Raw genomic sequence first — 25,358 nt, 5'->3', positions numbered from 1 at the left:
AATTCTCGGCAGGAGCAGCCCTACATTGCGTACAGCTGCTCGACCCTCACCGGGGCTACTGGCAGGTGAGGGTCATTTTTTCTAGCGCGGTTCGGAAGTTGGTGCGCTATTTGGTCCTAGTGCCTTATAAATCGCCATACTCGCATGCGTAAACGGAATCCGCTCCTGCTCAATGCGCAGCCTTCCTTTGGTGAAGAGGAGGCGGTAGGCGCGCTGCTCTTCGGTGGTGAGGTGGGTAAGCGTGGCGGAGCCATCGCCGGGGTCGGGGACGGCGAGGTGTTGGAATGTGGTGACGGTGGCGGTGTCCATGAGTAGTGACGTCGTGTGGGGGAAGTGGGCGCGCACGGCGTTGAGGATGGCAAAGCCGGCGGCATCGAGGTCGCCCCAGTAGGTGATGTCGGTGCGGTGGAGCCAGTCCAGTGCCTGGAGCTGGTGGGCGGCGGTGCCGGAGCCGAGGAGGGCGATGGTGGGAGGGGAGGCGTCGGCAAGCGTGGGCAAGGCCAGGAAGGTTTGTTTGTTTTCCACGATGAGTACGCGGGGAGGGGTATCCGGGAAGAGTTTGGCGGCGTCGGCGAGGGGGATTTCGATATCGGTGAGCGCTGGTGCGTGGTTGAGGTAGCGCAGGCGCACGCGGGTATCGCTGCGGCGCAGGCCCAAGTCCGCGATGCCGAAGGGCGAGAGGAGTGTGAGGAGTAGGCGGCGGTGGTTGCCAATCCACTTGCCGTCGACACCTTCCACCGGCACGGCGCGCTCCCACTCACCGGAGTGGGGGTTGGCGCGCAGCCAGGTCAAACACGGTCCAAGGCAGCGTAGATCGTAGGCGCTTAAATCCTTCCATTGGTTGTAGGAGCGGTGGACGGCATGGGTGAAGTCCGGGGAGTCCGGGAAGATGACGGCGATGTCCTGGGCGTGCTGCCGGGCGGTGGAATACTCGCGTTCCAAGCCCGCGGCGGTGGCGATGCGCGCGGCGCCGGTGAGTTCTACGCGGGTGGGAACATCGTTGGTGCCCAGGCCCGCGCGGGACCAATTGCGTGTTTCATAGATGACTTCGTCCTGGTGCGGCCAGCGCTGCCAGGCGCGGATGAAATCCTGGGTGGTGCTGATATCGCGGGCGGCGGCAGTGGCCGTTGGTGGGTGCAGGGGCCACGCCAGGTGCAGCGCATCCGGTTCGGAAAGTGCTTCGGCAAAGTGATTGCGCAGGTATTTCGCCGCATGCGCCTGCAGGTCTTTAGGCATCCGCATCGGCGGGCTCCTCGGGGTGGGGCGGTTCGGAGTTGGGGGAGGAGAGAGTGGAGGCGTCGATAAGCGAATAGCCCGTGCGCGCCTGCGGGCGGCCGTTGATAATCGGCTCGTCGTAATTGACCACGATGGTGCCATCCACGTAGGGGGAGAGCGTCTGGATGAGCTTGAAAGGCGTGGCCAGAATCATGTGGAAACCAAAGGAGGCGAAGACGGACATGGCCGTGCGGGTAAAGGTGGGATCGGCGCGGTCAAAGGCCTCATCCAAGATGATGGAGCCATAGGTGGGCACATCTTGGTCCGGCTCCGCCAGGCGGAAGCGCAGGGCCGCAGCCAGGCAGAAGAAGACGAGTTTTTGTGCTTGGCCGCCGGAAAGTGACGCGGAATCCTGGTAGGTATTGGCCGTCGAGCCGTCGGGATAGAGCTCGCGGCCGATGAAGCTGACGTGGCGGCGGGTATCCAAGACCACGTTGCGCCAGCGGATATCCTCCGGGTGGCTGGAGCCCAGGCGGCTCAAGATCTTGTCGAGGGCGTGGTAGCGCTGCAGGGCGGCTTCGTGCTCATCTTCGCTGATTTCGGCCAGGCTGTGGGAGGTGACAGCATCCAGGTCCCGTTGGAAGTCGTGGACCACCTGTCCGCGGGCATCCTTGACATCAATGCGCAGGGTGCGCTCACCGTTGAAGGGCGAGCGTTCCAGGGACTTGTTGATGAACTCCATGCGCGTTTCAATATCGCTGCGCGCATGGCGCAGGGAAGAAGCCAGATGGGAGAGGTTCTGGACCGTCGTGCCGTTGAGCAGCTCGAGGAAGCGGGCGCGGAAATCCGCCAAGCGGTCGGCCCGGAGGTACTTCAGCTTCTCAATGCCTTCGCCGGCGAAGCTGGCCTGAGGTTCCAGGTCGGCGGCTTCTGACGGCCACTGGGACAGGTATGTGTGGAGGACGGAGACGATCGTGCCGTTGGTCTCCTCGATGCGGCGCGCGGCTGCGCGGGCAGCGTCCTGTAGGGCGGCCTGGACTTCATCGCGGCGGGCGTCGATGTTATCGATGGTGAGCGTACGTTTTCCCTTGTGCAAGGCCTCCTCGACGGCTTTCGCGATGTCTTTGTCGGTGATCTCCGGTACGGTGCCGATGACGCGGCGGCGCTCGGTGGAGCGCTTCAGCTCGCCTTCGACGTCCCCAAGGTGCTTCTGTGCCTGGGTAAGCCGGGCGCGGGCCGCATCCAGTTTTTCCTTAGCGCGCTGATGGGTGGCTGCCAAAGCTTGGGCCTCTGGGGAGGATGCCAGGGCATCGTATTGTGCTTGAAGGTCTTGCTTGCGGGCCTTCGCGGAGGCGGTGTCAATGTCTTGGAACTGCGTGTCCAGCACCTGCTGGGCTTTATCGCGCTGGGTGCGCAGGATGTCCATCTTCCGGCTGAGATCGTGGACCTGCCTGGCCGTGGCGCTGACGGTGGCTTTGGCCTGCGTCAACTGGGCACGCAGAAGCTCAATCTTGGCAGTGTTGGTAGAGCCCACCCGGTACCATGCGGTACCGGCAAAGCGCGTGCGGTCATCCTTGATGAAACGCGTGGAGCCGTCCTTGTCCTTGGGGCGGCTTTCCAGGCCATCGCGGGTAACGGCCGGAGTTGTGGTGACCTTGTCCAGTTCCGTAACCGACTCCACGCATTCATAGTTGAAGCGGCGGGAAATGTGCTGGCGTACCCACGCCGCCATGGGGTGATCCTGGAATTCCAGCTTGTGAATGAGCTGCCGTGGGCTGCGCGCGGAGGCAGGCGCTGACGTGAACTCCGGGATGGTGCGGTATTCCAGACGGGTGCCCACGTTGCGGGAGTTGACCCACTGGTTAATAGCTTTCCGTGCTTCCTCCGGTATGAGGAGCGTGGCGGCGAAGCCGTGCAACAGCTTTTGGATGACCGGCTCCCAATCCGCCTGCTGCGGGCTGATGTCGATGAGTTCGCCGGCGAAGGGAAGCTCGGATTCGGCATAGCCGGTATCGCGGGCGAGCTGGGAGCGCAGCTCCACCAAAGCCTTGTCGATGTTGGTGCGCCGCGAGCTAAAAGAGCGCAGTTCGCTATCCAGCCGCGCGCACGCGGTGGCTGCGTCGCGGGCGGCCACGCCAGCTTCTTGCTGCTGGTTCGTCAAATCGGCGGAGTCGGTCTCGAAGTCGGAAAGGCGCAGCTGTGCGTTGGCCTGCAGCTCGGCGAAACCTTGCGGGCTGAGCTCATAGTGCTCGGTCCACTGGCCCGCGGCAGCAGCAAGACGCTGGAATTCTTTTAAGCGGTGCTCAATCTCCTTGTCCGCTGTCTCCATCTTGGCGCGCAGGGCATCGAGCTCGCCGGCGCTGAGCTGGGAAACGGCCATCGCGGCGCGGCGCTCCGCATCATCGAGGTGGGCGACATCGGCCTCAAGGGATTCCACTTCCGACTGGGCTTCTACCTGCTGGGCGCTGAGTGCACGAATGCGAGAGTCCAGCTCCTCTGCCACCAGGCGAGCGCGCACAGCAGGTAGCGCCTCGCTCATGGCTTCCGCCTTGTGCTTATCTGCCTCCGCGGTGGCGCGCTGGGAATGCAGCTGGGGCAGGGGAGCGAGCGTATCAATCTGGGCCTTGACGTCCTCGACCCGCAGGTACGCTTGGCGCAGATCCTCAAATTGTTCCACGGCTTCCTCCGCCCTGGAGAAGGTCGAGGGCCGGTCCAGCATGTAGTCCCGGAAGAGCTGATCCAGGCTGGACAGCGACTTCGCGGACTGCGTGCGGTGGAGCAACAGCTGGCCCTCCACGTTCTTGATGCCAAGGCGCTTGCGGAAACGATCCGCAAACGTGGTATACGTCGGCGTAAAGGACGCGCCGGGTCCCTTGTACAGGGTTTTGATCTTGCGGGTGTCCAGGCTGCGAGACAGCAAGGGGCTGAGCTTATCGACGTCCTCATCACCCGGCACCAGCCCATACAACTTCTTGATCTGGCCTACTGAGTTCTCACCACCGTTGAGGCGGAAGATAGCAATGAGCGTGTGTTGCTTGCCTGCTCCGTTGTCATAGGTCAGGGCAACCACCGAGTTGGTCGCACCCTCCCGTAGGTACTCGGGGGCGATTTCACCGGTCTGTGCGTTTTCTTGCTGCCGCCATGCGCCGCGCACGTAGGAGACCAGGCTGCGTCCATTGTGCCGGCCGAGGTCCTGCTGCGAAGCCGCGTTGAACTTCAGGTGGCTTTGTGGAACCAAGACCGCCGACATCGCATCCAACAGCGTGGACTTGCCGGAGCCCGATCCGCCGGTGATGAGGAAACCTTTGCGCGCCACCGGGATGGAAAAGTAGCCGTGGAAGGTACCCCAGTTAATCAGCTGAATGCGGCTGATGCGGAACTGGCCGGGGTACAAGCTAGTGTTGCTAGTCATCGGAAGCTTCCTCCTTCTCCTCATCTACCTGCGCTTCCTCGGCCTGAGCTAGGCGGGCGTATTCGTCGCGGATGGCGGTGACGGTGGAGGCGTCGAAAAGCTGGCGGAGCACCGGTGAGACCTCCAAGCGTCCTTCGGTCTCGGTAGCGCTCAGCAGTGAGTAGTCGTTCTGAATACGCTTGATGGCGGCGTTGAAGCGGCGGTTGAAACCGGCTTCATCGCGGTTGTCCACCGCGCGGACATAGCCGATGCTCTCCCGGAGATCCTCCACGTCCACGATGACGCGCTCGCCGGGCAGCGCAAGGCCTAGCTCTTGGCGCAGGTTCAAAAGGATGGCGGTGTCGATGTGCTTGAGCTTGTCCGTGCGCAGCACCTGCGGGATGGCCAAAGTTTCTTCTTCCACCATCCGCGTAAACGCGAAGCCCTCGGTCTCGTCCACGACGAGTTCTAGGAATACGTCATGCAGCCGGGCGCGGAGGTTCTCCTCGTCCGAGATGATGGCGGCCCACAGCACTGGTTCCTTCTGTGCGCGAATGAGCGGGCCCTGCAGGAGCTGTACTAATGCGCGCCGCGAATGGTAGGTCAGCGTTCCTTTATCGTGTTCCCACAGCGGCGGCTCGTGCGCGGCATCGACGCGGGGGCTGTTGGCGGCGGTCACTGTAGCTCCTTAACGGTTGTGTGATCGAAAAACAGAGTAGGTATATGGGCGGAGCGCACCGTGCCGTCCTCTTCGGTCCATGTGACCTTCTCGCGTGACTGGCGCAGCACCGGCACGGGGTGTTGGTCTGCGATGTGCACCAAGCCCACCACGCTGGCAAGGCCCTGGGTTGGAGGATGGGCTTGGAGAACCTGGCCCACCGTGCAGGGGCCGGACTGGGCGACTGCCGCGCGTATCGCCTCGTGCAATTCCTCAAAGTCGATTTCTGATTCGCGCACCAGCTCATACAAGGCTTGAGGGTCTTCGGCCTCCGGCTGGTATGCCACTGGTGATTCTTCCACGACTTCGCGGCCTGGGTTGGCCAGGCGGATACGGGAGACGGAGTGAACTGACATACCGATGCGCTGTAGTGGTGTCTCCATCCGGTGAAAGGCTTTGAGCTCGGAGTTTTGCGCGGCATCGATAGCCATACCGCGGGCCTCTCGCAGTAGCTCAATCATGCGCCGGTCTTCCGCGAACTGCTCGGAGGAGACATAGTTGCGCAGGCTGCGTGCCAGCCCCGTCATGGTCTGATTGACCTCGAAGCTGGTTTCTTCCATATCGCGGAAAAGCCTGCGCAGCCGCTGCCTTCTCTCTGGGGGCAGCGCCCGCCCGGCTTCGCTGTCAAGGACCTCCATGATCCACTGATCCAACCAGGCGCTGCGCTCCCTATCCATCAAAAGGGAATAGAAGCCGCGGAAACTGCGCCCGGCGTCCGACTCCGCGATGTGGTCCACGCCGTTAAAAATCTCCTCTAGCACCTCGCCGCGGTAACCCTCTGGATCCAGAAGCTGGCGGCGCAGCTGGTGGTTGAGGGCCTCGAGCTCGTGGCGCACCCGGGCGAAATCGCTCGGCACGGCCATGGCCATGTTCAGCACGTCCTGGACGCGTTCCTCTGCCTCCGCGGCGGTGAGCCTTTCGAACTGCCCGAGGTGCGCCTTCTCAATCTCACGGTCGATGCGGGCGCGCTCTTCCTCCAAGCTTGCTACGCGGCTGGCAATGTCCTCATTGGTGTCCCGCGCTAGCCTTTGCAGCGCGGAGCTAATCGATTCCACGCGTGACGCCGTCACCGTTGTCACTGGAGCTTCCCAGCGCTCAATGGCTTCGAGCGCGGACAGGGCCTCCTCGCTGGGCTCGAGCGTTTCGCCGTGGGAGCTCTTTCCGGATTTTCTGATGAGCCACCCGGCCTTGACCCAGTCATTGCAGTAATTCTGTGGCGTGCGGGGCATGGAAAACTCACTGGCCAAGACCTCGAAATCGGTGACCATGAGCTCGTAAACCTCGGCCGCTGGGCGCGCCCTAGTACCGCGTGGGAAGTACTCCGCGATCAACGCCAAAATCACGGGCGCGTTGTCCGCGGCCAGGAGCCGGATCGCGGCGGAATCGCGCATCAGGCGCCGCAGCGATAGGGCGCGTGCTTCAACAGACATGTCTTGATTCTGACAGGTGTGCCGAACATGCGCAGCGAAGACTGGCTCAAATATTCGACGCCCTATTATGTGTTCTTGAGTTCAGGTTGCTCTGACCTAACTGGAATGCATAAACCTACTTTGTAACAACGATTTTTAGAGCTCGGCTCTTGAATTAGAGCTGCTGAATTGTTTAGAATATAGGCACGACGAGCCGGTCACCGGAACGTTGTCGCCTGGAGCCGCGTAGGCTCCAGAGCTTTCTTGGGGGTCTTTAGGTTTCAGGGAATCCATTTTCGCTCGTGTACAAGTGCAGGACCCAAGGCTTTCATGAGGCGTCTAGTGGCGCGAGCTGCAGATTTACTGCCGTGGTTTTCCTCTCTGTGGCGCCTCAAGATGTAAACAGCCATGTCAGCGGCCTGAATGCCGCGGCTGGTTCTCGAATCTACGAAATGGATGTTTCCCTCTACGCAGAGAAGGCGTTGACTGCGAAATCCAGGGGTTTCAATTTCGGTAAACCGCTGAATACTTTCGTTGAATTCGTCTTGTCCTGGCACGGTATCGGCAATGACCTGGCATCGATGGCCGGAACTTGCGCAATACTCATTTACTCTTTCGAGTAGGTGGCGCAGTGTGACCTCATGAGGGCTTTGGGGGTAGCGGTAGCGTGCATTGAGGCGTCTTACGTCAACGCCTTCGAGAAAGACTTTTGCTCCTGAGTTTTGAATAGCATGCATCACTGATTGATATATTGTTATGCAGGCTCCAAAGTGCTCTCGTAAATCTGTCCAGTCGTCGAGACCGTTCATCAGCGCGTGGCCGTGAAATTCAGGCGAGTGTTCCCAGTGATTCCGTGCTTGGGCGTGATCAGCCAAACGATCGAGGCGTTCTATCAAGATCGATTCTTGCTTCTCGTTAACTAAGACTCCTGCGACGTAATAGTGATCGCGTTGGTAAGACTCGTCAATGAAAAGCTTAAGCAATTCTACTTCCTTAAAATGGGACGTGAGTTAGATTTTGCGCTGCGTAAGCGGAGAGATCAATGTTTTCGTGAGCAGCTATGAGAAAGGGGAGTCGTCGCCAAGCGCCCGCCCCTTTCATGCACCGTCCGTGACAAGCTCCCGCAGCGCAGTCAGCGCCTCCCGTGAGGCGGTGCCGTAGCGCTCGCGCAGGAAGTGGTGGGTGGCGTCGGGATTGCCCAGGGACACGGGCGCGTCGCTGAGGTTGTGCAGTTCCGATTCGCCGGCGGAGGTCTTCTCCACGGACCAGAAGCTCTCGGGGTGCAGGCCCAGCTCGCCGGCGCGCTCGAGGACGCTGAAGGTGTGGGAGGCAAAGATGAGCTGCGCGCCGTTGACGTTGATACTGGGCTCGCGGAAGGCCTGGATGATGAAGTCAAGGAGCGCTGGGCGCAGGGCGGAATCCAGCTCATCGGCCACCAGGATCCCGCCGCGGCGCAGAGTATCGAGAACCAGGGGAGCGGTGGCCATCCAGTTCTGCGTGCCGCCGGATTCATCGGTCAGCTTCAGCTCGTAGAAGGAATCATCGGACTTGTGCTCCACGATGATGGCGTGCAGCAGGGATTCAATCTCCGCATCGGAGTAGGCACCAAACTCATCGGGGCGGCGGATGCTGCCATAGCTGTGGCTGAGCGCATCGATGACCGGGCGCATCTGGCGGAAGACGTGCTCGGGGATGTGGTCCTGGTTGAGCCGTACGGAGTGGATACCGGCATCGGCCGCGCGCAGCAGCGCGGCAGCCTCATGCAGGCGCAGCTTGCCCTCACGGATAAGGGTGGTGATGCGGGAGGCAGTGCTCATGGAAGTATGGCCGTGCGGCAGGTAAGCCACGTCGTGCACCAGGGCGCTAGCCAGCGGGGCGAGGACAGGGTGCTCGTCGCGCAGGCCGGCGGAGAGGATTAGCTCGGTGTCCGTAACGGGGCCGAGCTTGGCGACGTCCCCCTTGTCCATGAAGGACCTCGTCCACTGCACCTCCTCACCGCGGGTCCGCACGAAGCAGGGGCTCCACCTCGTCGATGGCACGCGGCTGAGCCATTCCGCGTGCACGCCGGTGAAGCTCCACTGGAATCCGTAGAGGTAGCGCACGCCATCGAGCTCAAAATCCAGCTCGAAGGTGCTGGGCAGGCGCTGCGTGCGGGGATCCAGGCGGTACGGGGCGTGGGGGAGTTGGTTGGGTGGGGCGTCGGCAAGCCAGGTGGTGGCGGAGGATTCGATGGCGAGCAGGGCGAAGGCGAGAGCATTGAGGACGCTGCTCTTTCCCGACGCCGTGGGGCCGATGAGTACGGTGGTGGGCTCGCTGACCTGTGCCCATCCTTCCTCCGGGGCGGTGGAGTGCTGCCAGTGGTGGTACAGCGAGAGCGTTTGCGTCGCGCGGATGCTGCGGAAGTTAGACACGCTAAAGGAAAGGAGCCTCATGGTCGCGACACTACAGGCTCACACATGCCGGATCATAGACAGCTGTCCTAGGCCCGGGTGCGTGCCCTCATCCGGATTTCAGACTCACCCCGGCGGGCGCTGGTAGCGTTTACTACACACCGCAACAGCAACCACAGGAGGCCGCATCCTATGGACGGAGATATCACTGGGCTGCTTGTGTGTGTCGGTTTAGTGCTGGTCATGGTGGCCTATTGGACCTTTTATATCCGGTACGTGCGGAGGAATCCCCAATCAGAAGAGTGGTACGACTCAGCTGATGCAACAGGTGCAGAAAGCGATGGCGTCCTTTTCATTTATCCTTATGGCACGCTCATTATGGGCGCGGCCGGTGCCACAGGGTTGGTGGCAAGTGCGAACCTTCCCGAGTCCGTCGAAACGGTGCTGATTGTTCCGCTCGTGGCAGCTTTCGTCATTGGAGTTATTGGGTTTACGGGGGCGATTGGGATTCCGCTTCCGTGGCCTTTTGTTCCGCGGTGGGTCGTGGACATCCGCACAGCAAAGCGCGCGCGACGCCGCGCGCGCAGACAAGCCAGAAAAATGAAGAAGAAAGAATAGGCCTGGCCGTTATCCCAGCGCCCTGAAACTCAGCCCGGCCAAAATTGAGCAGAAGCGTGCCGTGGCTCCGTCCTGGTGGTGAAATGGCGGAGGAGCGCTGCTGAAGCTTAGACAGCGATTTCAGGGGCCTAAATTGTCGTTTTCTGGGCCCGCCGATTAATGTTGCTGGGAGCGGATTCGCTGTGTGCATAAAAGCAGGCGGGGAATACGCGGGGCTATAGCTCAGTCGGTTAGAGCTACGGACTCATAATCCGTTGGTCCCGGGTTCGAGCCCCGGTGGCCCCACAGCTTAAAGCTCTCATTGCGCCCTCTTGATGCTGCCCTTATGACGGGTGTTCTTACTCCTGCTCGATCGTTGGGATGGTGCCGTGTCTTGGGCCTGTTGTACTCTTGGCAGGAACCGGAAGGAGGGCAGACATGGAACAATATACGGCGCGGCAAATAGCTGAATGGTTCGTAGCGTGGGCTGATGAAACTGACGATGCAGAAATTACGCAGCTCAAGCTTCAAAAGCTTCTTTATTACGCCAAAGGTCTGCATATGCGTTCTTCTGATGGCCTGCCGCTTTTCCCTGACCGAATGGAAGCATGGGCGCATGGCCCAGTAGTTGTAGACATCTACCATGACGTCAAGCACTACGGAAAGCTTCCCATAGACCCCGATGAGTTCATCTCAGATGACTTTGATTGGGATGATTACCGTGACGTCGAGCAGGATCTGATTGAGGTGTGGGACAAATATGGCCCATACTCTGCATGGGCATTGCGTAATAAAACCCACACCGAATCTCCTTGGAAAAAGAACTTCGTCGAGGGCAAACGAGGGCTAGAGATTACGGATGCCGATCTGAAGAACTATTTCTGCTAGCCGTGGGCAAGAAAAGTAAACGGCGGGGGAGCAGGCCAACCAGAGGGGCGAGGAGCGCCCCAGAGTCGAGTGTTGTGGATGCTCTTCGCAGTTCTAGGGCTGACTATCCGCTCCTGTCAACGCGGTTCCTGCAGAAGGGGTGGGGCTTCGGGGAGCTAGATGACTCGATGCGCGCGGAGTTTTTGGAAAAGTGGCACAAGCGGTCAGTGCTGTCATGGAAAGAGCTGGCACAGCATCCCAAGCACGGACTTGGCTCAGAGTTTATTCCGGCAAGCGCGATCATTCCTAAGATTCCTCGGCAGTTTCAGGACGTCGAGAGGTTCCGGGTTTACCGCCACAAAGGGAATCTCCCTTTTGCGGGCTGGAAAGACGGGGAAGTGTTTTATGTCATTTGGATTGAGAAAGCCTACAACGAGCTCTACGTGCATTAGCGCCTTTTCTAAGCGTCCGTGGCCCGCCAGCCAGGCGGCGTATTTCAAGGAATAGCTCCTCAATGCGAGATATCGCACAGCACCCGATACGATGACCACCATGAGCGTTGTCGAGATGGACCCTTTGATCGAGTCGCTGTACTACTGGTCCGACATCATTGGTGTCCTCCTCATGGGCATGATTGGCGGCACCATGGCCCGCCAGCGTGGCTATGACATCGTGGGCTTCTTCTTCATTGCGATGTTCTCGTCTCTCGGCGGCGGCATGATCCGTGACGTGCTGATCAACCGCGGCACTGTCGCCGCGATGAGCCAGCCGGAGTATCTCTACCTGGCGTTTGCCGGCGCAATCATCGCCCGCTTCGTCTACTTCAAAGGCAAGACGTGGGACTATGTCCAGTCCCATGGGGATGCGGTGGTCTCGGCGCTGTGGGCGTCGACAGGCGCGCTCAAGGCCATTGCTTATGGGCTGCCGCTGATTCCTTGCATCATGATGGGCGTGTTCACTGCCACGGGAGGTTCCATGATCCGTGACATCGCCATGGGGCGCGAGCCCGCCGTCTTTGGGGATAACACACCCACCGTGATCCCCGCGGTGGCCTGCGCTTTGGTGGTCCTCGGCGCGGATTCGGCCGGCTACTTGGCCTGGGGAGTCATTCTTGGTCCGGTTGTCTCTTTCGTGATGACCATGCTGGGTATCTGGGCCGGGTGGCGCGTGCCCGCCCGCCAAGAGTGGGCGCCGGTTAATGACACCGCGGCCTACGTCATGGTGATGGCGCGCAAGGCGGAGAGCAAGGGCAGGGCCGTGGGGCGTCGCCTAGAGCCCTCCAAGCTCCGTTCTTGGCGCCACAATCAGATGGAAAAGGCACTGCAGCGCCGTATTGAGCGCGAGGTGCGCGCCGGCAAGCGCCGTTCGGAAGCAGCCATCGACGCCACCGAGTTCCTCGATTCCTTCAATGAGGAAGTGGCGGAGATGTCGCAGATGATGAAGCCGCCTGCCGCGGAAGCGGAAACCTCCGATTTCGGCGTGGACTTGAGCGGCGATTCCTACGAGACCCCGAGCGCCGAGGGGCCGACACCACGCGAGCTTTTGGATCGCATTTTGGCCGATGACCAGCTCACCGATGAATTGGTGGAGAGGCTCATGCGCCGTTATGAAAAGAGAGATGATTAGATCCTTTAAAGTATTAGTGAGAGTGAGGTGATGAACGCGTGACTTCGAGGCGTTCTTTTCTAGGCATGCTGGCGGCGCTAGCGGCGTCGGGCGTCGTGGCGCCCACGGTGGCGGGATGCACGGCGGAGCCTGGCAACGTCGACACCTCTGACATGAACCTCATCACCACGGATATCTCGGAGCCACAGCGCACCCTCATCCCGGCTGATTCCAACGATGCGCCGGGGCAGACCATCATCAACCTTGTGTACTCGGGGTTGATGTACCTGGATGAAACCGGTGGCGCTCACTATGACTTGGCGGAATCCATCACGCAGGTCGATGACACGACATATGACGTGGTGATTCGAGATGACGCCGTGTTTTCCGACGGTTCAACCGTGGAAGCAGAAGACTTCGTCGATACGTGGAATACCGCGGTGCGCCAGTCGCTGCTCTCCGCGCATCACTTTGAACCAATCCGTGGCTTCCACGAAGGCAGGAAGTCAATGCGCGGCCTTAAGGTGACGGGGCCGAAAACTTTCCGCATTGAGCTCTCACGCCCCACGGCGGGATTCCTCGAGCGCCTGGGATACTCGGTCTTTTTCCCCATGCGCTCCGAAGACCAGGATAGGCTGAGTGATCGCGGAACGGATCCCATCGGCAGCGGGCCTTATGTGCTGGCTTCCTGGGAGCGCGAGAAAGCTGTGACCCTCGTGCCGAACCCTCGCTACAAGGGGCCGCGAACGCCGCAGAATGAAGGCATCAAGTTCGTGGTGTATTCCTCGGAGGAGCAGGCCTACCAGGACCTCGTAGATGGCAAGCTGGACGTGCTCACGCGGATCCCGGCGGAGAAGCTAGGCAGCTTCGAAAAGGAACTGGGCTCCCGCGCCTTGACCAAGCCCGGCGGCTCCATCATGGAAATCACCATCCCCGCCAACGATGCGAACTTCCGCGGTGAGGCCGGACGCTTGCGCCGTCGCGCGTTGTCCATGGCAATCGACCGCGAAGGAATGGCCCGGGACATCTTCCACGGTATGGTGCTTCCCACCACCGGCTTCGTCGCGCCGCTGGACGGTTCCATTCCACCAACACCGGAGGGGGCCGACGTCTTGACCTACCAGCCGGAGAAGGCCCGCGAACTGTGGGAGCAGGCGGAAAAGCTGGAACCGTTTGATGGGATTTTCAGCATTTCCTATAACACCGACGGCGGCCATAAGACGTGGATCGACGCCGTGGCGAAGCAACTGTCGGATACCCTCGGCGTGCCGGCGGAGGGCCATGAGTTTGCCACTTTGAAGGACCTCAGACAAGAGGTAATTGCCCGTCATCTCACCGGTGCCTTCCGCACGATTTGGCAGGCGGAGTTCCCAGAGGAATCTACCTTCCTGGTGCCGCTATATGCGTCCTACTCTTCGGAGAATGAATCAGGCTTTAACAGCTCTGAATACGATGAGCTGCTGAAGAAGGCGGGTCAGGCGAAGAGCCGGGAGGAAGCCCAAAAGCATTACACGGAGGCTCAAGGCCTGTTGCTGGAAAAGATGCCTGCGATTCCACTGTGGACGACGAAGACTTTCTGCGCTTTCGGCGAGGACATCGTCCCCGCGGGCTACACGTGGAAGCCAACCCCGAATTACTATCTCATCCACCGCGCTTAAGGCTCCAAGGGTTCTGTCAGGCTGAAGGACTAGGCTTGGCGCAATGCTGAAGTATTACTTGTTCGCCGTGTGGCAGGCCATCGTGGATCACGGCCTGCCGCTGTTGGGAATGCTGTTGTTGGCGATTCTCATCCCGCGCATCGGCCGCTTGGCAGTGCGGGTCATTGAGTCCCGTCTGGATGAGAATCAAGAATCTACCAAGGCGCGTTTGGCGCTTGCCGGTGCACTGGTCTACGTGGCGCAGGCGGTGGCCTATTTCCTTCTTGTGTTGGCTGCGCTGGCCAACCTCGGGGTGCCGCCCCTCGGCGCGGCTATCCCGGCGACAGTCGTTTCGGCCGCCGTCGGTTTTGGCGCGCAGGCCATCATCGGTGACTTCCTTGCGGGATTCTTCATCCTCTCGGAAAAGCAGTTCGGCGTGGGTGATTACGTCAGCTTCGACGGTGTAACTGGCGTGGAGGGCACCGTCGTTTCGCTGACGCTGCGCACGACGACTGTGCGCACACCTACCGGTGAAGTGGTCATGGTGCCGAATGGTTCCGCGGGCGTGGTCACGAACTTCTCGCAAGAATGGTCGCGCGCGGTGGTGGATATCGCTATCCCGGTCCACGAGGGCGAGTCCTTGCCGGAGATCACCGAACAGGTGGAAAAGATTTCGAAGCGAGCCCTTGAAGCCCCAGACATCCACGCGGATGTGGCCGGTGAGCTCGACGTTCTGCCCGCCACTGGGCTCACGGCCCCCACTGCGGCCGGCCAGCCATGGCAGGTGCAGTACCGCGTCCTTGTGCAGGTCAACCCCGCCCGCCAGTGGGCGGTGGAGCGCGCGATCCGCTCGGCGCTGCTCTCCACCTTCTGGGATCTGTACAAGCTTCCCACCACTGAGGGCGTGCCGGGGGATGCCTCGCAGGAGCTTGGCGACGTCTCCGCTGCCGACGCCCCCACCACCATCATTCCGGCGGCAGATACTGCGGAGCCTTCGCACAAAGACGTGGCATCGGATGCGGAGACGCAGGTCATTGCTGCCGACGCCGTCGCTGATGCCGGCGCTATGCCCCAAGACAGCAAAGATGACGGGCCGGGCCGGCCGGCTTATGCGGGCGACTCCGAGGAGGAAGAAGAAGACGATTATCAGCGCGGCATCTGGCGCGACGATAAGCCGGACAACAAGTGGAACTATTTCTGGACTCTAGGCGGGCGCGTGCGGGCCTCAACGACGGGGCTCATCGCCGGCCTCGGTGTGGTTGGCCTGTTGCTGCTTTCCTCCGCTAACCCTGATGGGGTGGACGCTGGGTGGCTATCGCCCTCGCGGTGGATGGGGCAGTCCGAATCCACTTCTGAGTCGGCGCAACCTTCTGCGTCTTCCTCCGCGCCACTGACCACACCTCAGGAGGCGCCGGCAACTGACTCCACGGGCTCCGCAGAACAGGAGCCGACGGCAGAAGTTGATCCGGACACGCCAACTGATAGCACCCCGGACAGCGAAGCTGTGTATGCCCCCGCGGATCCGCAGGACGCCGAAACCCAGGCCCCAGTGGAGCAAAACTCCGAAACGCCCGCGCCCACGGCGAACGAGCAGCCTTCCGCGATCGTTTCTGAGGGAGCCGCAGAGCCGTCCACCGTGATGTAGCTCCGCGGCATCACCGAGAGGCGCCACAAAGAGATGAGAGAGGCGCGTGGAGAGGGCGCACCAGAGATATGAGTGATAGGGAAGTGCAGCGACGAAATGCGCTACATTTTTGATATCGGCGCGGCGGGCTCATCCGTTAACTCATGCGGTGTAGCCCGCTGCTGACTTCCAGCTCGCTGTGGCTTTCGGGCGTGATGTAGCCCTCGGATGAGCGCGATTTCCTGCGGGGTAGTGCTGCAGGATATAACTTGAGTTTATGAAGAAGTTCTCTCGCGCGGTCCTCGCCGCCTCTGTTTCTGTATCTGTCGCACTGTCCGTTGTTGTTCCTGCTCAAGCGGAGACCACGGCCCCTAACGCCGAGGCAACCGCAACGGTTTCCTCCGAGTCTGACTCCTCCTCCCAGGAAGCTGATTCCTCGAGCCAGGGTTCTGGCTCCTCCAACATGGACGAGGATGACGCCGAATTCCAGCAGTCGTCCGAAGGCGAAATGATTGCGCTCGGCGTGGGCATTACCGCAGCGGTCCTCGCGGCTGCCGCCGGTGGCGTGTACTGGGCGGTGCAGCAGCGCATCATTCCGAACCCGCTGCCGGGCATCATCCCTTCTCCGCCGGCACCAGCTCCGGCACCTGCTCCTGCACCGCAGCCTGCCCCCGCCCCCGCGCCGAAGCCAGCTCTGGCTCCTGCTCCAGCCCCGGCGCCCAAGCCGGCTCCCGCACCTAAACCGGCTCCGGCACCGAAGCCTGCCCCCGCGTCCTTTACTCGCTGCGCAGACGTGTGGAACGCACTAGGCCGCCCGATCTATGCGGGTGAGCCAGGTTTCCGCTCCAAGTTCGACCGTGACGGTGACGGAGTAGGCTGCGAAATCGATCCGCGCTAAGTCCCGTTAAGCTTGGGCGCATGAGCGCATTTTCTTCCCTTGAGTCCTGGCCCGTCGATACCGTTGCCGCCGCCTTGTTGCACCGCGGCGAGGTAGTAGAGCAGCTGGGGGATGTCTCCCGCCGCTTCCCGGTGGCCTCCGTGACCAAGCTGGTGACCGCCTATGGGGTGATGGTGGCCGTGGAAGAAGGGGCGGTGGAGCTGGATCAGCCGGCAGGCCCTGAAGGCTCCACGCTGCGCCACCTCTTGGCACATGCCTCGGGCGTGGGCTTTGATTCCCGCGAGCCACAAAAGCCCGTAGGGGAGCGCCGAATCTACTCCTCGGCCGGCTATGAATGGGCCGCCGAGGAAGTAGAAAAGGCCACCGAGATTCCATTTGCTGAATACCTTGCTGAAGGCGTGTGTGCTCCTCTGGGCATGCGGGCCACTACCTTGGAAGGCTCGGCCGGGCACGGTTTGGTTTCTAGTGTGGAGGATCTCGCTGCCTTTGCTGCTGAGGTCTACTCGCCGCGCCTGCTCGATCCTTCGACGGTGGAGGAAATGCGCAGCGTTCAGTTTCCGGGACTGCGGGGCATCGTGCCCGGCTATGGCAGCTTCAAAGACTGCACGTGGGGGTTGGGCTTTGAAATCCACGGTGAGAAGCAGCAGTGGATGGGTGGCTTGCCCGCCGATGCCGTGGGGCACTTCGGCATGAGCGGTACCTACCTGTGGGTGGCTGGTGACTGGGCCATGGTTTCGCTGACGGACCGCGATTTTGGCGAGTGGTGCAAGCCTTTGTGGGCCGAGACCAACACGGCCATCTGGCAGGAGTGCCAGGCGGGCTAGCCGGGGTGGCATGACGGTGTTGAGCGTCGTCGCGGCGTACCGTAGGGCGCCGCAACGGGGGTAGTGGGGTAGCTGTGGCGACAACGCGCGCGTGTTACACACGTTGACTTATGTGACTGAAGTGATTGATGGGGCGAATTTCGGGGTGAAAGTCTCAAGTTCTTGTTGAGGCTGTGGGGGCTTAAGCGCAGGTTGAGGGTTGTTGTGGCTCAAGTGGCGGGGGAAAATTGTGGGCACACAACGACGCACCGTGTGGCCGCATACTGCGGTCGCACCAAGCGGTGTTCGCGCCTCGGCGCGAGTGACGTGATGAAGACAAGTTCGTAGGGGAAGACGAAGCTCGTCTTGCGTCGGCACATGCCGGCGTGCCATCACTCGCACGTCAAAGGAGTTTAAGGAGTGAATCAACGCGTTCACCCGCAGCTGGCCGGTGCCACCGCGCCGGCCGCTTCAGCCACCCCACTTGGCAGCCCGGCAGATAGCTGGCCCAACCGCGCCTGCGGTGAGGTCTGTACCGCCGTGCTGCAGATCTCGGGCATGCCGCGCAGTCTGCGCCCTGCCATCGAGCGCGCCATGGCGCGCTGCATCAGCAGCGAAAGCGAGTTCATAGTGCCTGGTGATGACCCGCTGACCGCCCAATGGTGTACCCGTTGGCACCGCGACCCAGTATGGGATCCGCTTAGCGGCCGCGTTCCTGACAACGCAGGCGGCCTCGGGATAGGCTGCCAGCAAGTTATTACGGGAACGCCCAGCGAACTGGACGCGTTAGGCCGCGCCGTAGAGATGTTGGCGGGGGAGTACGGATTCAGGGGCGTCGTCAAGCGTGCGGTCTAAGTTCTAGTCCGCGAAGGGATCCAGGATGCGCTCCGGAAGCTCCGCCACGGAGTCGATTACGTGAGTCGGGCGGAAAGGGTAGCGCTCGATGATGCTGTCATCACTGATGCCTGAGCGCACCAGGATGCTGCGCATGCCTGCCTCCAGACCGGACTTGACGTCGGTATCCATGCGGTCACCGATCATGACGGTATTTTCCGAGTGCGCGCCGATGTTATTCAACGCGCTGCGCATCATGACGGGGTTCGGCTTGCCCACGTAGTAAGGCTCGCGGTTGGTCGCCGCAGTAATGAGTGCCGCGACCGCACCCGTGGCTGGGAGCACGCCTTGCGGGGCCGGGCCCGTGACGTCCGGGTTGGTGGCAATGAAGCGCGCGCCGTCGCGGATAAGGTTGATCGCCGTGGTGATGGCTTCAAAAGAATACGTGCGGGTCTCACCCAAGACCACGAAGTCCGCGTCGCGGTCGTTGAGAATCCAGCCGGCCTCGTGTAGGGCGGTGGTCAGCCCGGACTCGCCCACGACGTAGGCCGTGGACAGGCCAGCTTGAGTGGACAGGAAGGCCGCCGTGGCCGTCGCCGAGGTCCAGATGCGCTCCGCCGGGATGTCCAGGCCAGTGTTCTTCAGACGTGCGGAGAGATCCCGCGGGGTGGACATCGAGTTGTTCGTTAGCACCATGTACTCGATGTTGTTATCCTTCAGCGCCTGGATGAATTTATCCGCGCCGGGAATCATCTCCCCTTCCTTGATGAGGACGCCGTCCATGTCTGAGAGATAGGAAATCACGAGTGTTCCTCCACATAATCAGCAAGTTCGCCCACCGTGGTGACGGAGAGCATGGTTTCTTCGTTGAGGCGGACTCCGCAGGCTTCCTCGAGGCGCACGGCTAATTCGATGCGCTCGAGTGATTCAACCCCCAGGTCCTCTAGTTTCGCTTCGCGCTCTAGGCCTTCCTCCACGCCGGTCACCTTCGTGATGAGGCGAGTGAGCTCGCCGTATGCGTCCCCGGCTGGGGAAGCTTCTTTTTCTTCTGCCGGCGCGGAGCCGAAGCGGGCTTGGAGTTGCGCTGAAAGGTCATTAGCCATGGGGCCCAGTCTAGTATTGAAATGTCATGGTTATTCGAGCACGTTCCTCCGCCATCGCCCGCAGCTGGTCGCGCCGGGCCCGCCCCCGCATGCGCTCCATCGAGCACACCGTCCACGATCAGTTGCATGATCTCACGACAGAGCCGGGCCTGACCGGGGTGAAGGACTCGGGCTTCGTGGACAACGACGGCGTGCGCGTGGCATGGTACGAGGTAGGCCCGCAGGACGCGGAGGTCACCGTGGTTTTCATCCACGGCTACTGCTTGTCTGCTGAGAGCTTCTACTCCCAGGTCAACGACGTGCGCCGCAACTACCCTTCGGTGCGCTGCCTGCTTGTCGACGTCCGCGGCCACGGCCAATCCACCCACGTCACTCCCGCGCAGTGCACGGTTCGGGGCGCGGCCGACGACGTGCTGGCCGTCATCGCTGAGCGCGCCGCCGAGGGGCCGTTGGTGCTGCTTGGGCACTCGATGGGCGGAATGATTGCGCTCAACCTGCTGCGGCGCGCCCCGCGGGAGGTTTTTCACCGCGTTAAGGGCATGACGCTGGTGGCTACCTCGATGCAGCGCTTTGCGGCCGAGGGCGTGGCGCGCGTCTTGGAATCGAAGACGCTGGGCATGGTCTATCGCGCTTGTTTGCGGTTGCCGAGCCGGCTCAACCGCGTGCGCTTCGAGGCCGCGGCGCTTATCGCCCCGGCCTTCGCGGCACTGTTGCAGGGCTTCCCGCAGATGGACAAACTGCAATTCCACGTGGCGATGCTGCTAGATACCCCGATGTCGAGCTACGCAGGCTTCTTCGACGATCTGGTGGAGCACTCCGAGTTCGGCGCGGCGGCCAGGCTTAGAAACGTGCCGGGCGAGATTGTGGTGGGCAGCCTGGACATCGTGACCCCGCACCGCCAATCGGAGGTCATTGCCCGCCACTGGCCGGACTCCACCCTGACTGTCATCGACGGCGCCGGGCACATGGTCATCTTGGAGGAGCCCAGCGAGGTCTCCAAGGCTTTGGGGCGCGTCCTCGATGGAGTGCTGGGCAGCTAGGGTCTGCTGTGGTGGTCGAACTGCCCGTTCTGCCAAAGTTATAGCCTCTGATTCAAGATCTGGCCCGATCTTTGGCAACAAGGGCAGTTGCCCCTCGGCTTGAACATGAGTTGAACATGAGAAAGCCCCTCCTGCTCAGGCAGAAGGGGCTGGAAAGCTTGAGGCTCTTAAGGCCTAAGCCTTAGTCCTCATCGGAGGACGTGGAGAGGGTGGACGTCGGGTCGTCGAGCTTGAGCTCGCGAGCCGCCTTCTCCACGGTGCTGCGCTCCACCTTGCCCTCGCGAGCCAAGCCCTCGAGGACTGCGACGACGATGGACTCGGCGTCGGTGTTGAAGTAGCGGCGGGCACCCTCGCGGGTATCAGAGAAGCCGAAGCCGTCTGCACCCAGGACGATGTAGTCACCCGGGACGTAGGGGCGAATCTGCTCCTGCAGGTCCGTGGCGAAGTCGGAGACACCAACGAACGGTCCCTCGAAGCCCTTGAGCTGGGAGGTGGCGAATGCCTCGGTCGGCTCAACGCCCTTGCGCAGAGCTTCCTTGTTGCGGGCAGCGCCGTCGCGCGCCAGCTTGACCCACGAGGTGACGGAGAACAGCGACGCCTTGACGTCGTAGCTTTCCGCCAGGATTTCCTGTGCACGCAGGGCCTCGTACATGCCCACACCGGAGGCCAGGATGTTGGCCGGGATGGAGCCGGACTCAGCGGTGTTGTAGTGGTAGATGCCCTTGTGCAGGCCCTCGACGTCGAGGTTCTCCGGCTCGGCAGGCTGCTTGACCGGCTCGTTGTACACGGTGATGTAGTACATGATCGGCTCGTTGTCCTCGCCGTACATGCGCTCGATACCGCGCGGGACCAGGTGCGCAATCTCGTAGCCGAAGGCTGGGTCGTAGACCTCCACGGCCGGGTTGGTCGACGCCAGGATCGGGGAGTGGCCGTCCATGTGCTGCAGGCCCTCGCCGGTCAGGGTGGTGCGGCCGGCGGTAGCGCCGATGATGAAGCCGCGGCCCAGCTGGTCGCCGGCAGCCCAGAAGGCATCGCCGGTGCGCTGGAAGCCGAACATCGAGTAGAAGATGTACAGCGGAATCATCGCCTCGCCCTGGGTGGCGTAGGAAGTAGCAGCTGCGGTGAAGGATGCGGCTGCGCCTGCCTCAGAAATACCCTCGTGCAGAATCTGGCCGTCGGCAGCCTCGCGGTAGGAGAGCATGAGGTCATGATCCACCGGGACGTAGTTCTGGCCGCGCGGGTTCCAAATCTTGAGAGTCGGGAACCAGGAGTCCATGCCGAAGGTGCGGGCCTCATCCGGAATGATCGGAACGACGCGCTTGCCCAGCTCCTTATCGCGCATGAGCTCCTTGAAGGTACGCACCAGAGCCATGGTCGTTGCCACGTCCTGCTTGCCCGAGCCCTTGCGCACCGAACGCAGCTTGGACAGATCCGGGGTGGTGAGAGTTTCGAAGTTCTCACGGCGCTCCGGCAAGAAGCCACCCAACTCGTTGCGGCGCTCCAGCATGTACTTGATTTCCGGGGCGTCCTTGCCCGGGTGGTAGTACGGCGGCAGGTACGGATCGGCTTCGAGCTGCTCGTCGCTGATCGGGATTCCCTGCTTATCGCGGAAGAGCTTCAGATCCTCCAGCGTCAGCTTCTTCATCTGGTGGGTCGCATTGCGGCCCTCGAAGTTGTGGCCCAAGCCGTAGCCCTTAATGGTGTGGGCCAGGATGACCGTCGGGCGGCCGGTGCCCGCGTAGCTCAGCGCCTTGTCGTATGCGGCGTAGATCTTGCGGTAGTCGTGGCCGCCGCGGCGCAGTGCCCAAATCTCATCATCGGACATGTCCTCAACCAGCTTGAGCGTGCGCTCATCACGGCCGAAGAAGTGCTCGCGGACGTAGGCGCCGTCGTTAGCCTTGAACGTCTGGTAGTCACCATCTGAGGTGGTGTTCATGATGTTGACCAGGGCGCCGTCCTTATCGGCTTCAAGCAGCTTGTCCCAGCCGCGGCCCCAGACAATCTTGATGACGGACCAGCCGGCACCGCGGAAGAAGGACTCCAGCTCCTGAATGATCTGGGTATTGCCGCGCACAGGGCCGTCGAGACGCTGCAGGTTGCAGTTGACCACGAAGGTCAGGTTGTCTAGCTCGTAGAGGGACGCCATTTGCAGCAGACCGCGGGACTCCGGCTCATCCATCTCGCCGTCGCCGAGGAAGGCCCAGACGTGCTGCTTGGAGGTGTCCTTGATGCCGCGCTTCTCCAGATACTTGTTGAAGCGTGCCTGGTAGATGGCGTTGATGGGGCCAAGGCCCATGGACACGGTGGGGAATTCCCAGAAGTCCGGCATCAGGCGCGGGTGCGGGTAGGACGGCAGGCCCTTGCCTTCGCCGCGCGAGTGCTCCTGGCGGAAACCATCGAGGTCTTCCTCGGTGAGGCGGCCTTCCATGAAAGCACGTGCGTAGACGCCCGGTGAAGCGTGGCCCTGGAAGAAGACCTGGTCACCGCCGGAGGGATCATCCTTGCCCTTGAAGAAGTGGTTCAGGCCCACTTCGTAGAGCGGGGCAGCACCTGCGTACGTGGAAATGTGTCCACCGACGCCAATGCCCGGGCGCTGTGCGCGGTGCACCATGATGGCCGCGTTCCAGCGGATCCAGCGGCGGTAGCGCTTCTCCAATTCCTCATCGCCCGGGAACTCCGGCTCGAGGGAGGTCGGGATGGTGTTGACAAAATCCGAGGACGTCAGGGACGGCAACGGCACGCGCTTGGCGGTAGCGCGCTCAAGAAGACGCAGCATGAGGTAGCGGGCGCGCTCCGGATCGGAAGAGTCCAGAAGACCGTCGAGGGAGTCCATCCACTCGCGGGTTTCTTCCGGGTCGGAGTCGTGCAGGTATGCTGCCACGCCATCGCGAACGATGGGGAAGTTGGAGTCGCCGTTGTGGGCGTCCAAGTCGGCCATTAAATCCTCCTGGTTCGTAGTACAAAGATCTGTTCCTAGGATACGCGCCGCTTTCACGGCGGGGCATTTGGAGGCCCCCAGGGGTGGTTTCATGAGGGAAAATTTCCACCACTGGGGAAGATGGGGGGAGGTTCGTCGCGAAAAAGTGCACCGTAGACGTTAAAATACTCTGCATGACATCAACTACTTCATCGGAAGGAACTCAGCGAGTGACGGGATTTGCAGCCAAGCTCGGCATCGAAGAGGGGCAGATTGCTCTGGAGCTTGGCTGGGACGAGGACTGTGACTCCACGATTTCTGAGTCCATCGAGGACGTGTTGGGGGAGGATTTCCTCGATGAGGAGACCGACGAGCTGTGCGACCTCGTGCTGCTGTGGTGGCGCGCGGAGGACGGCGATTTGGTCGATGGGCTGGTCGATGCCACCCGTCCCCTGGGTGATTCCGGCCGTATCTGGCTGCTGACCCCAGGTGCTGGAAAGCCGGGCAACCTCGAGCCCGGTGAGATCTCCGAATCCGCACAGCTGGCTGGTCTGGTGCAGACCAAGGCTGAGCGCCTCGCCGAGTGGCAGGGGTCCTGCCTTGTAGCCCGCGGCTACACCAAGAAGCCTTAAGGCAAACGCAGGATATGCCTGCTCACGCGGCATTCGCAGCGACTAGTTACACCCTGATTTGTTGCTGCGGGTGACCATAGGCTAATCTTGTGCGAGCACACAGTGCACTGCGGCTTTAGCTCAGCTGGAAGAGCAACTGGTTTACACCCAGTAGGTCGGGGGTTCGATCCCCTCAGGCCGCACCAGTTCAGACCCCTTTTCGAGGAATCGAAAAGGGGTCTGTCGCATATTCACGACAGTTCCACGACAGGCCTCGGGGGTTAAGGCCCGAGGAGCTGGTGGTGCTAGTAGCGCTCCTGCCGACGCCTGCGGCCCGACCTAGGTCATGGGTGGGCGAGTAACTTCACTCTTGACATTGCTACCTGGTAGCTTTCGGCGGTGGCGGCGCCTGCCTTTTCCGCACTGAACGACCTAAGTCAGAAGGGCGCATTGCAAAGGGCATCTGGCAAAAGGCATCTTTGGGTCTGAAAACGCCATCTGCGATGACTAAAAGGCGTTTTAGGCGTGAAAACGCCTTATGACTGATGCCTTTTGTCAGGTGCCTCCCTCATGTCGATAGAGGTACACAGACGTTTTGCGTTGCTGGGGAGTGAAGGAGGTAGTCCGTTTCGCGAAGAGACCTGCAGTACTCTACGGAAACGGTCATTGCGATCCACGACGAGCCGATGGAGGGGTCGATGGTGCTGGTGGTGCTAGTAGCGCTCCTGGCCGCGCTCGCGAATCTTCTCGTAGAAGTCCGGCTTGGCGGAGCCATAGCGCGAGCGGGAGCGGCGCGAAGGCTGCGTGGCAGCGGCAGGCGTCGAAGGCGGGGCAGCAGGCGTCGTAGCATCAGAGTGCTCGCCGGAAGGATCCTCGTGCTCGGAGCTATCGACGTCCGCAGCCGCATCGGGAGAGCTGGTACCGGCACCGGTGGCGGCCGCAGTGGCCTCAGCAATCAGGGCATCCTCATCGCGGGCGCGGCGGCGCTCCCGAATCTCAGACCACACGAAATACGCAAACCCCAGCGGTGCCATCACACCGAAGGCAATCCACTGGTAGCCATAGGACAAGTGGTTGCCACGGTCCAGCTTTGGAACCGGTAGCGCATGTAGCTCACCTGGCTGCTCGGGGGAGAGTTGGAGGTAGTCGTGGGCTAGGGGGACGTCGACAAGCTCTGCAATCTGCTCCGTATTGATGGAGTAGACCTGCGTATAACCCTGTTCCTCAATGGGTGCGGAGGTGTGCTTGCGCTCGTCGTAGCGTGCCATGGCCACGATGGTCACCTTGTCCGTGGGCGCCGGATCGATGTGGGGGACGGAGTTGCCCTCATCCGTGGGCATCCAGCCGCGATTGACCAGGAAGGTCTCACCAGACTCGGTTTCAAAGGGGACCAGCGATTGGAATCCCGGGGCGGATTCCACCGGGCGCAGGCGCAGGAGCACCTCATCTTCTGAGAGGTAGTGGCCGGTTAGCTCCACGCGTTCCCACTCCTTGTGCAAGGATCCATCATCAGAAAAGACTTCGGTGACCGGCTGGGGGTCGGCGTCGTAGGCCTCCTCAATGAGGTGGTTGCGCTCCACAATCTGCGCGTCCTTATTCAGCTGCCACGGAGCGAGCACCGTGAAAGACAAATAGGAAAACGCGACGATGAAGATGAGAGAGAGCACCCACCCAGGCTTGAGGAATGTCTTAAGCATGA

At 61.5% G+C, this 25,358-nt stretch carries 21 protein-coding genes and 2 tRNA genes; 13 read left to right on the top strand and 10 right to left on the bottom strand.

The annotated features are described in order from the left end of the window. Positions 1 to 81: 81 nt before the first annotated feature. From HMPREF2698_RS03150 to HMPREF2698_RS03125, 6 genes are all read right to left on the bottom strand, one after another. Positions 82 to 1,236 carry a DUF3322 domain-containing protein gene (locus HMPREF2698_RS03150; protein WP_246819426.1) on the bottom strand — a complete coding sequence of 385 codons (1,155 nt, stop codon included), beginning with the start codon at positions 1,234 to 1,236 and terminating at the stop codon, positions 82 to 84. Then, complete coding sequence (locus HMPREF2698_RS03145) at positions 1,229 to 4,627, bottom strand: ATP-binding protein (RefSeq protein ID WP_070562024.1); 3,399 nt, start codon at positions 4,625 to 4,627, stop codon at positions 1,229 to 1,231. The genes HMPREF2698_RS03150 and HMPREF2698_RS03145 overlap by 8 nt, the downstream gene beginning before the upstream one ends. Then, on the bottom strand, positions 4,620 to 5,285 hold the full coding sequence (locus HMPREF2698_RS03140; protein WP_070562022.1) for a DUF4194 domain-containing protein: 666 nt from the start codon (positions 5,283 to 5,285) through the stop codon (positions 4,620 to 4,622). Before HMPREF2698_RS03140 ends, HMPREF2698_RS03145 begins: the two co-directional genes overlap by 8 nt. Next, positions 5,282 to 6,754 (bottom strand): DUF3375 domain-containing protein, encoded by a 1,473-nt coding sequence (locus HMPREF2698_RS03135; RefSeq protein WP_070562020.1) that lies wholly within the window; start codon positions 6,752 to 6,754, stop codon positions 5,282 to 5,284. Before HMPREF2698_RS03135 ends, HMPREF2698_RS03140 begins: the two co-directional genes overlap by 4 nt. A gap of 260 nt (positions 6,755 to 7,014) precedes the next feature. After that, positions 7,015 to 7,716: a DUF3800 domain-containing protein gene (locus HMPREF2698_RS12885; protein ID WP_246819425.1), complete on the bottom strand. Its 702-nt coding sequence runs from the start codon at positions 7,714 to 7,716 to the stop codon at positions 7,015 to 7,017. A 114-nt stretch (positions 7,717 to 7,830) separates the two neighbouring features. Next, on the bottom strand, positions 7,831 to 9,165 hold the full coding sequence (locus tag HMPREF2698_RS03125) for an AAA family ATPase (protein ID WP_070562016.1): 1,335 nt from the start codon (positions 9,163 to 9,165) through the stop codon (positions 7,831 to 7,833). 150 nt (positions 9,166 to 9,315) lie between these two features. On the opposite strand from HMPREF2698_RS03125, the gene HMPREF2698_RS03120 reads away from it, so the two are divergent. From HMPREF2698_RS03120 to HMPREF2698_RS03075, 10 genes are all read left to right on the top strand, one after another. After that, complete coding sequence (locus HMPREF2698_RS03120) at positions 9,316 to 9,741, top strand: hypothetical protein (protein ID WP_070562014.1); 426 nt, start codon at positions 9,316 to 9,318, stop codon at positions 9,739 to 9,741. Positions 9,742 to 9,952: 211 nt separating this feature from the next. Continuing rightward, positions 9,953 to 10,026 (top strand) — tRNA-Ile (locus HMPREF2698_RS03115). 132 nt (positions 10,027 to 10,158) lie between these two features. Beyond that, entirely contained in the window at positions 10,159 to 10,608 is a 450-nt protein-coding gene (locus HMPREF2698_RS03110; protein WP_070532722.1) for a Panacea domain-containing protein, read from the top strand. Between the two features lie 74 nt (positions 10,609 to 10,682). Next, a complete protein-coding gene (locus HMPREF2698_RS12880) occupies positions 10,683 to 11,039 on the top strand; it encodes a hypothetical protein (protein ID WP_083303775.1) in 357 nt (118 codons plus the stop codon). Positions 11,040 to 11,139: 100 nt separating this feature from the next. Continuing rightward, complete coding sequence (locus tag HMPREF2698_RS03100) at positions 11,140 to 12,213, top strand: trimeric intracellular cation channel family protein (RefSeq protein ID WP_070520138.1); 1,074 nt, start codon at positions 11,140 to 11,142, stop codon at positions 12,211 to 12,213. A 38-nt stretch (positions 12,214 to 12,251) separates the two neighbouring features. Continuing rightward, complete coding sequence (locus HMPREF2698_RS03095) at positions 12,252 to 13,850, top strand: peptide ABC transporter substrate-binding protein (RefSeq protein ID WP_083303773.1); 1,599 nt, start codon at positions 12,252 to 12,254, stop codon at positions 13,848 to 13,850. 43 nt (positions 13,851 to 13,893) lie between these two features. After that, positions 13,894 to 15,474, top strand: a complete 1,581-nt coding sequence (locus tag HMPREF2698_RS03090) for a mechanosensitive ion channel family protein (protein WP_070519701.1) — start codon at positions 13,894 to 13,896, stop codon at positions 15,472 to 15,474. Between the two features lie 256 nt (positions 15,475 to 15,730). Beyond that, a complete protein-coding gene (locus tag HMPREF2698_RS03085; RefSeq protein ID WP_070562010.1) occupies positions 15,731 to 16,351 on the top strand; it encodes an excalibur calcium-binding domain-containing protein in 621 nt (206 codons plus the stop codon). Between the two features lie 20 nt (positions 16,352 to 16,371). Then, complete coding sequence (locus HMPREF2698_RS03080; RefSeq protein WP_070562008.1) at positions 16,372 to 17,175, top strand: serine hydrolase domain-containing protein; 804 nt, start codon at positions 16,372 to 16,374, stop codon at positions 17,173 to 17,175. Positions 17,176 to 17,574: 399 nt separating this feature from the next. Then, positions 17,575 to 18,009 carry a hypothetical protein gene (locus tag HMPREF2698_RS03075; RefSeq protein ID WP_070562006.1) on the top strand — a complete coding sequence of 145 codons (435 nt, stop codon included), beginning with the start codon at positions 17,575 to 17,577 and terminating at the stop codon, positions 18,007 to 18,009. Between the two features lie 3 nt (positions 18,010 to 18,012). Here the strand turns inward: HMPREF2698_RS03075 and HMPREF2698_RS03070 are convergent, their stop codons facing one another. Together HMPREF2698_RS03070 and HMPREF2698_RS03065 are read right to left on the bottom strand one after the other, a co-directional pair. Continuing rightward, positions 18,013 to 18,792 (bottom strand): HAD-IIA family hydrolase, encoded by a 780-nt coding sequence (locus tag HMPREF2698_RS03070; protein ID WP_070519713.1) that lies wholly within the window; start codon positions 18,790 to 18,792, stop codon positions 18,013 to 18,015. Next, entirely contained in the window at positions 18,789 to 19,091 is a 303-nt protein-coding gene (locus HMPREF2698_RS03065) for an acyl carrier protein (protein ID WP_070519714.1), read from the bottom strand. The genes HMPREF2698_RS03070 and HMPREF2698_RS03065 overlap by 4 nt, the downstream gene beginning before the upstream one ends. A 26-nt stretch (positions 19,092 to 19,117) precedes the next feature. On the opposite strand from HMPREF2698_RS03065, the gene HMPREF2698_RS03060 reads away from it, so the two are divergent. Continuing rightward, positions 19,118 to 20,131 (top strand): alpha/beta fold hydrolase, encoded by a 1,014-nt coding sequence (locus HMPREF2698_RS03060; protein ID WP_070562004.1) that lies wholly within the window; start codon positions 19,118 to 19,120, stop codon positions 20,129 to 20,131. 181 nt (positions 20,132 to 20,312) lie between these two features. Here the strand turns inward: HMPREF2698_RS03060 and aceE are convergent, their stop codons facing one another. Then, complete coding sequence (gene aceE, locus HMPREF2698_RS03055) at positions 20,313 to 23,069, bottom strand: pyruvate dehydrogenase (acetyl-transferring), homodimeric type (RefSeq protein WP_070532701.1); 2,757 nt, start codon at positions 23,067 to 23,069, stop codon at positions 20,313 to 20,315. 173 nt (positions 23,070 to 23,242) lie between these two features. On the opposite strand from aceE, the gene HMPREF2698_RS03050 reads away from it, so the two are divergent. Further along, positions 23,243 to 23,680 (top strand): DUF3052 domain-containing protein, encoded by a 438-nt coding sequence (locus HMPREF2698_RS03050; RefSeq protein ID WP_070562002.1) that lies wholly within the window; start codon positions 23,243 to 23,245, stop codon positions 23,678 to 23,680. Positions 23,681 to 23,789: 109 nt separating this feature from the next. After that, positions 23,790 to 23,865, top strand: a tRNA-Val gene (locus HMPREF2698_RS03045). A gap of 507 nt (positions 23,866 to 24,372) precedes the next feature. Here the strand turns inward: HMPREF2698_RS03045 and HMPREF2698_RS03040 are convergent. After that, a complete protein-coding gene (locus tag HMPREF2698_RS03040; protein ID WP_070562000.1) occupies positions 24,373 to 25,356 on the bottom strand; it encodes an SURF1 family cytochrome oxidase biogenesis protein in 984 nt (327 codons plus the stop codon). Positions 25,357 to 25,358 lie beyond the last annotated feature (2 nt).

The organism is Corynebacterium sp. HMSC072A02, from assembly GCF_001810085.1.
Classification (GTDB): Bacteria; Actinomycetota; Actinomycetes; order Mycobacteriales; family Mycobacteriaceae; genus Corynebacterium; species Corynebacterium hesseae.
The sequence above is the reverse complement of the archived record's forward strand: the minus strand, read 5'-3'. Positions and strand labels throughout refer to the sequence as shown.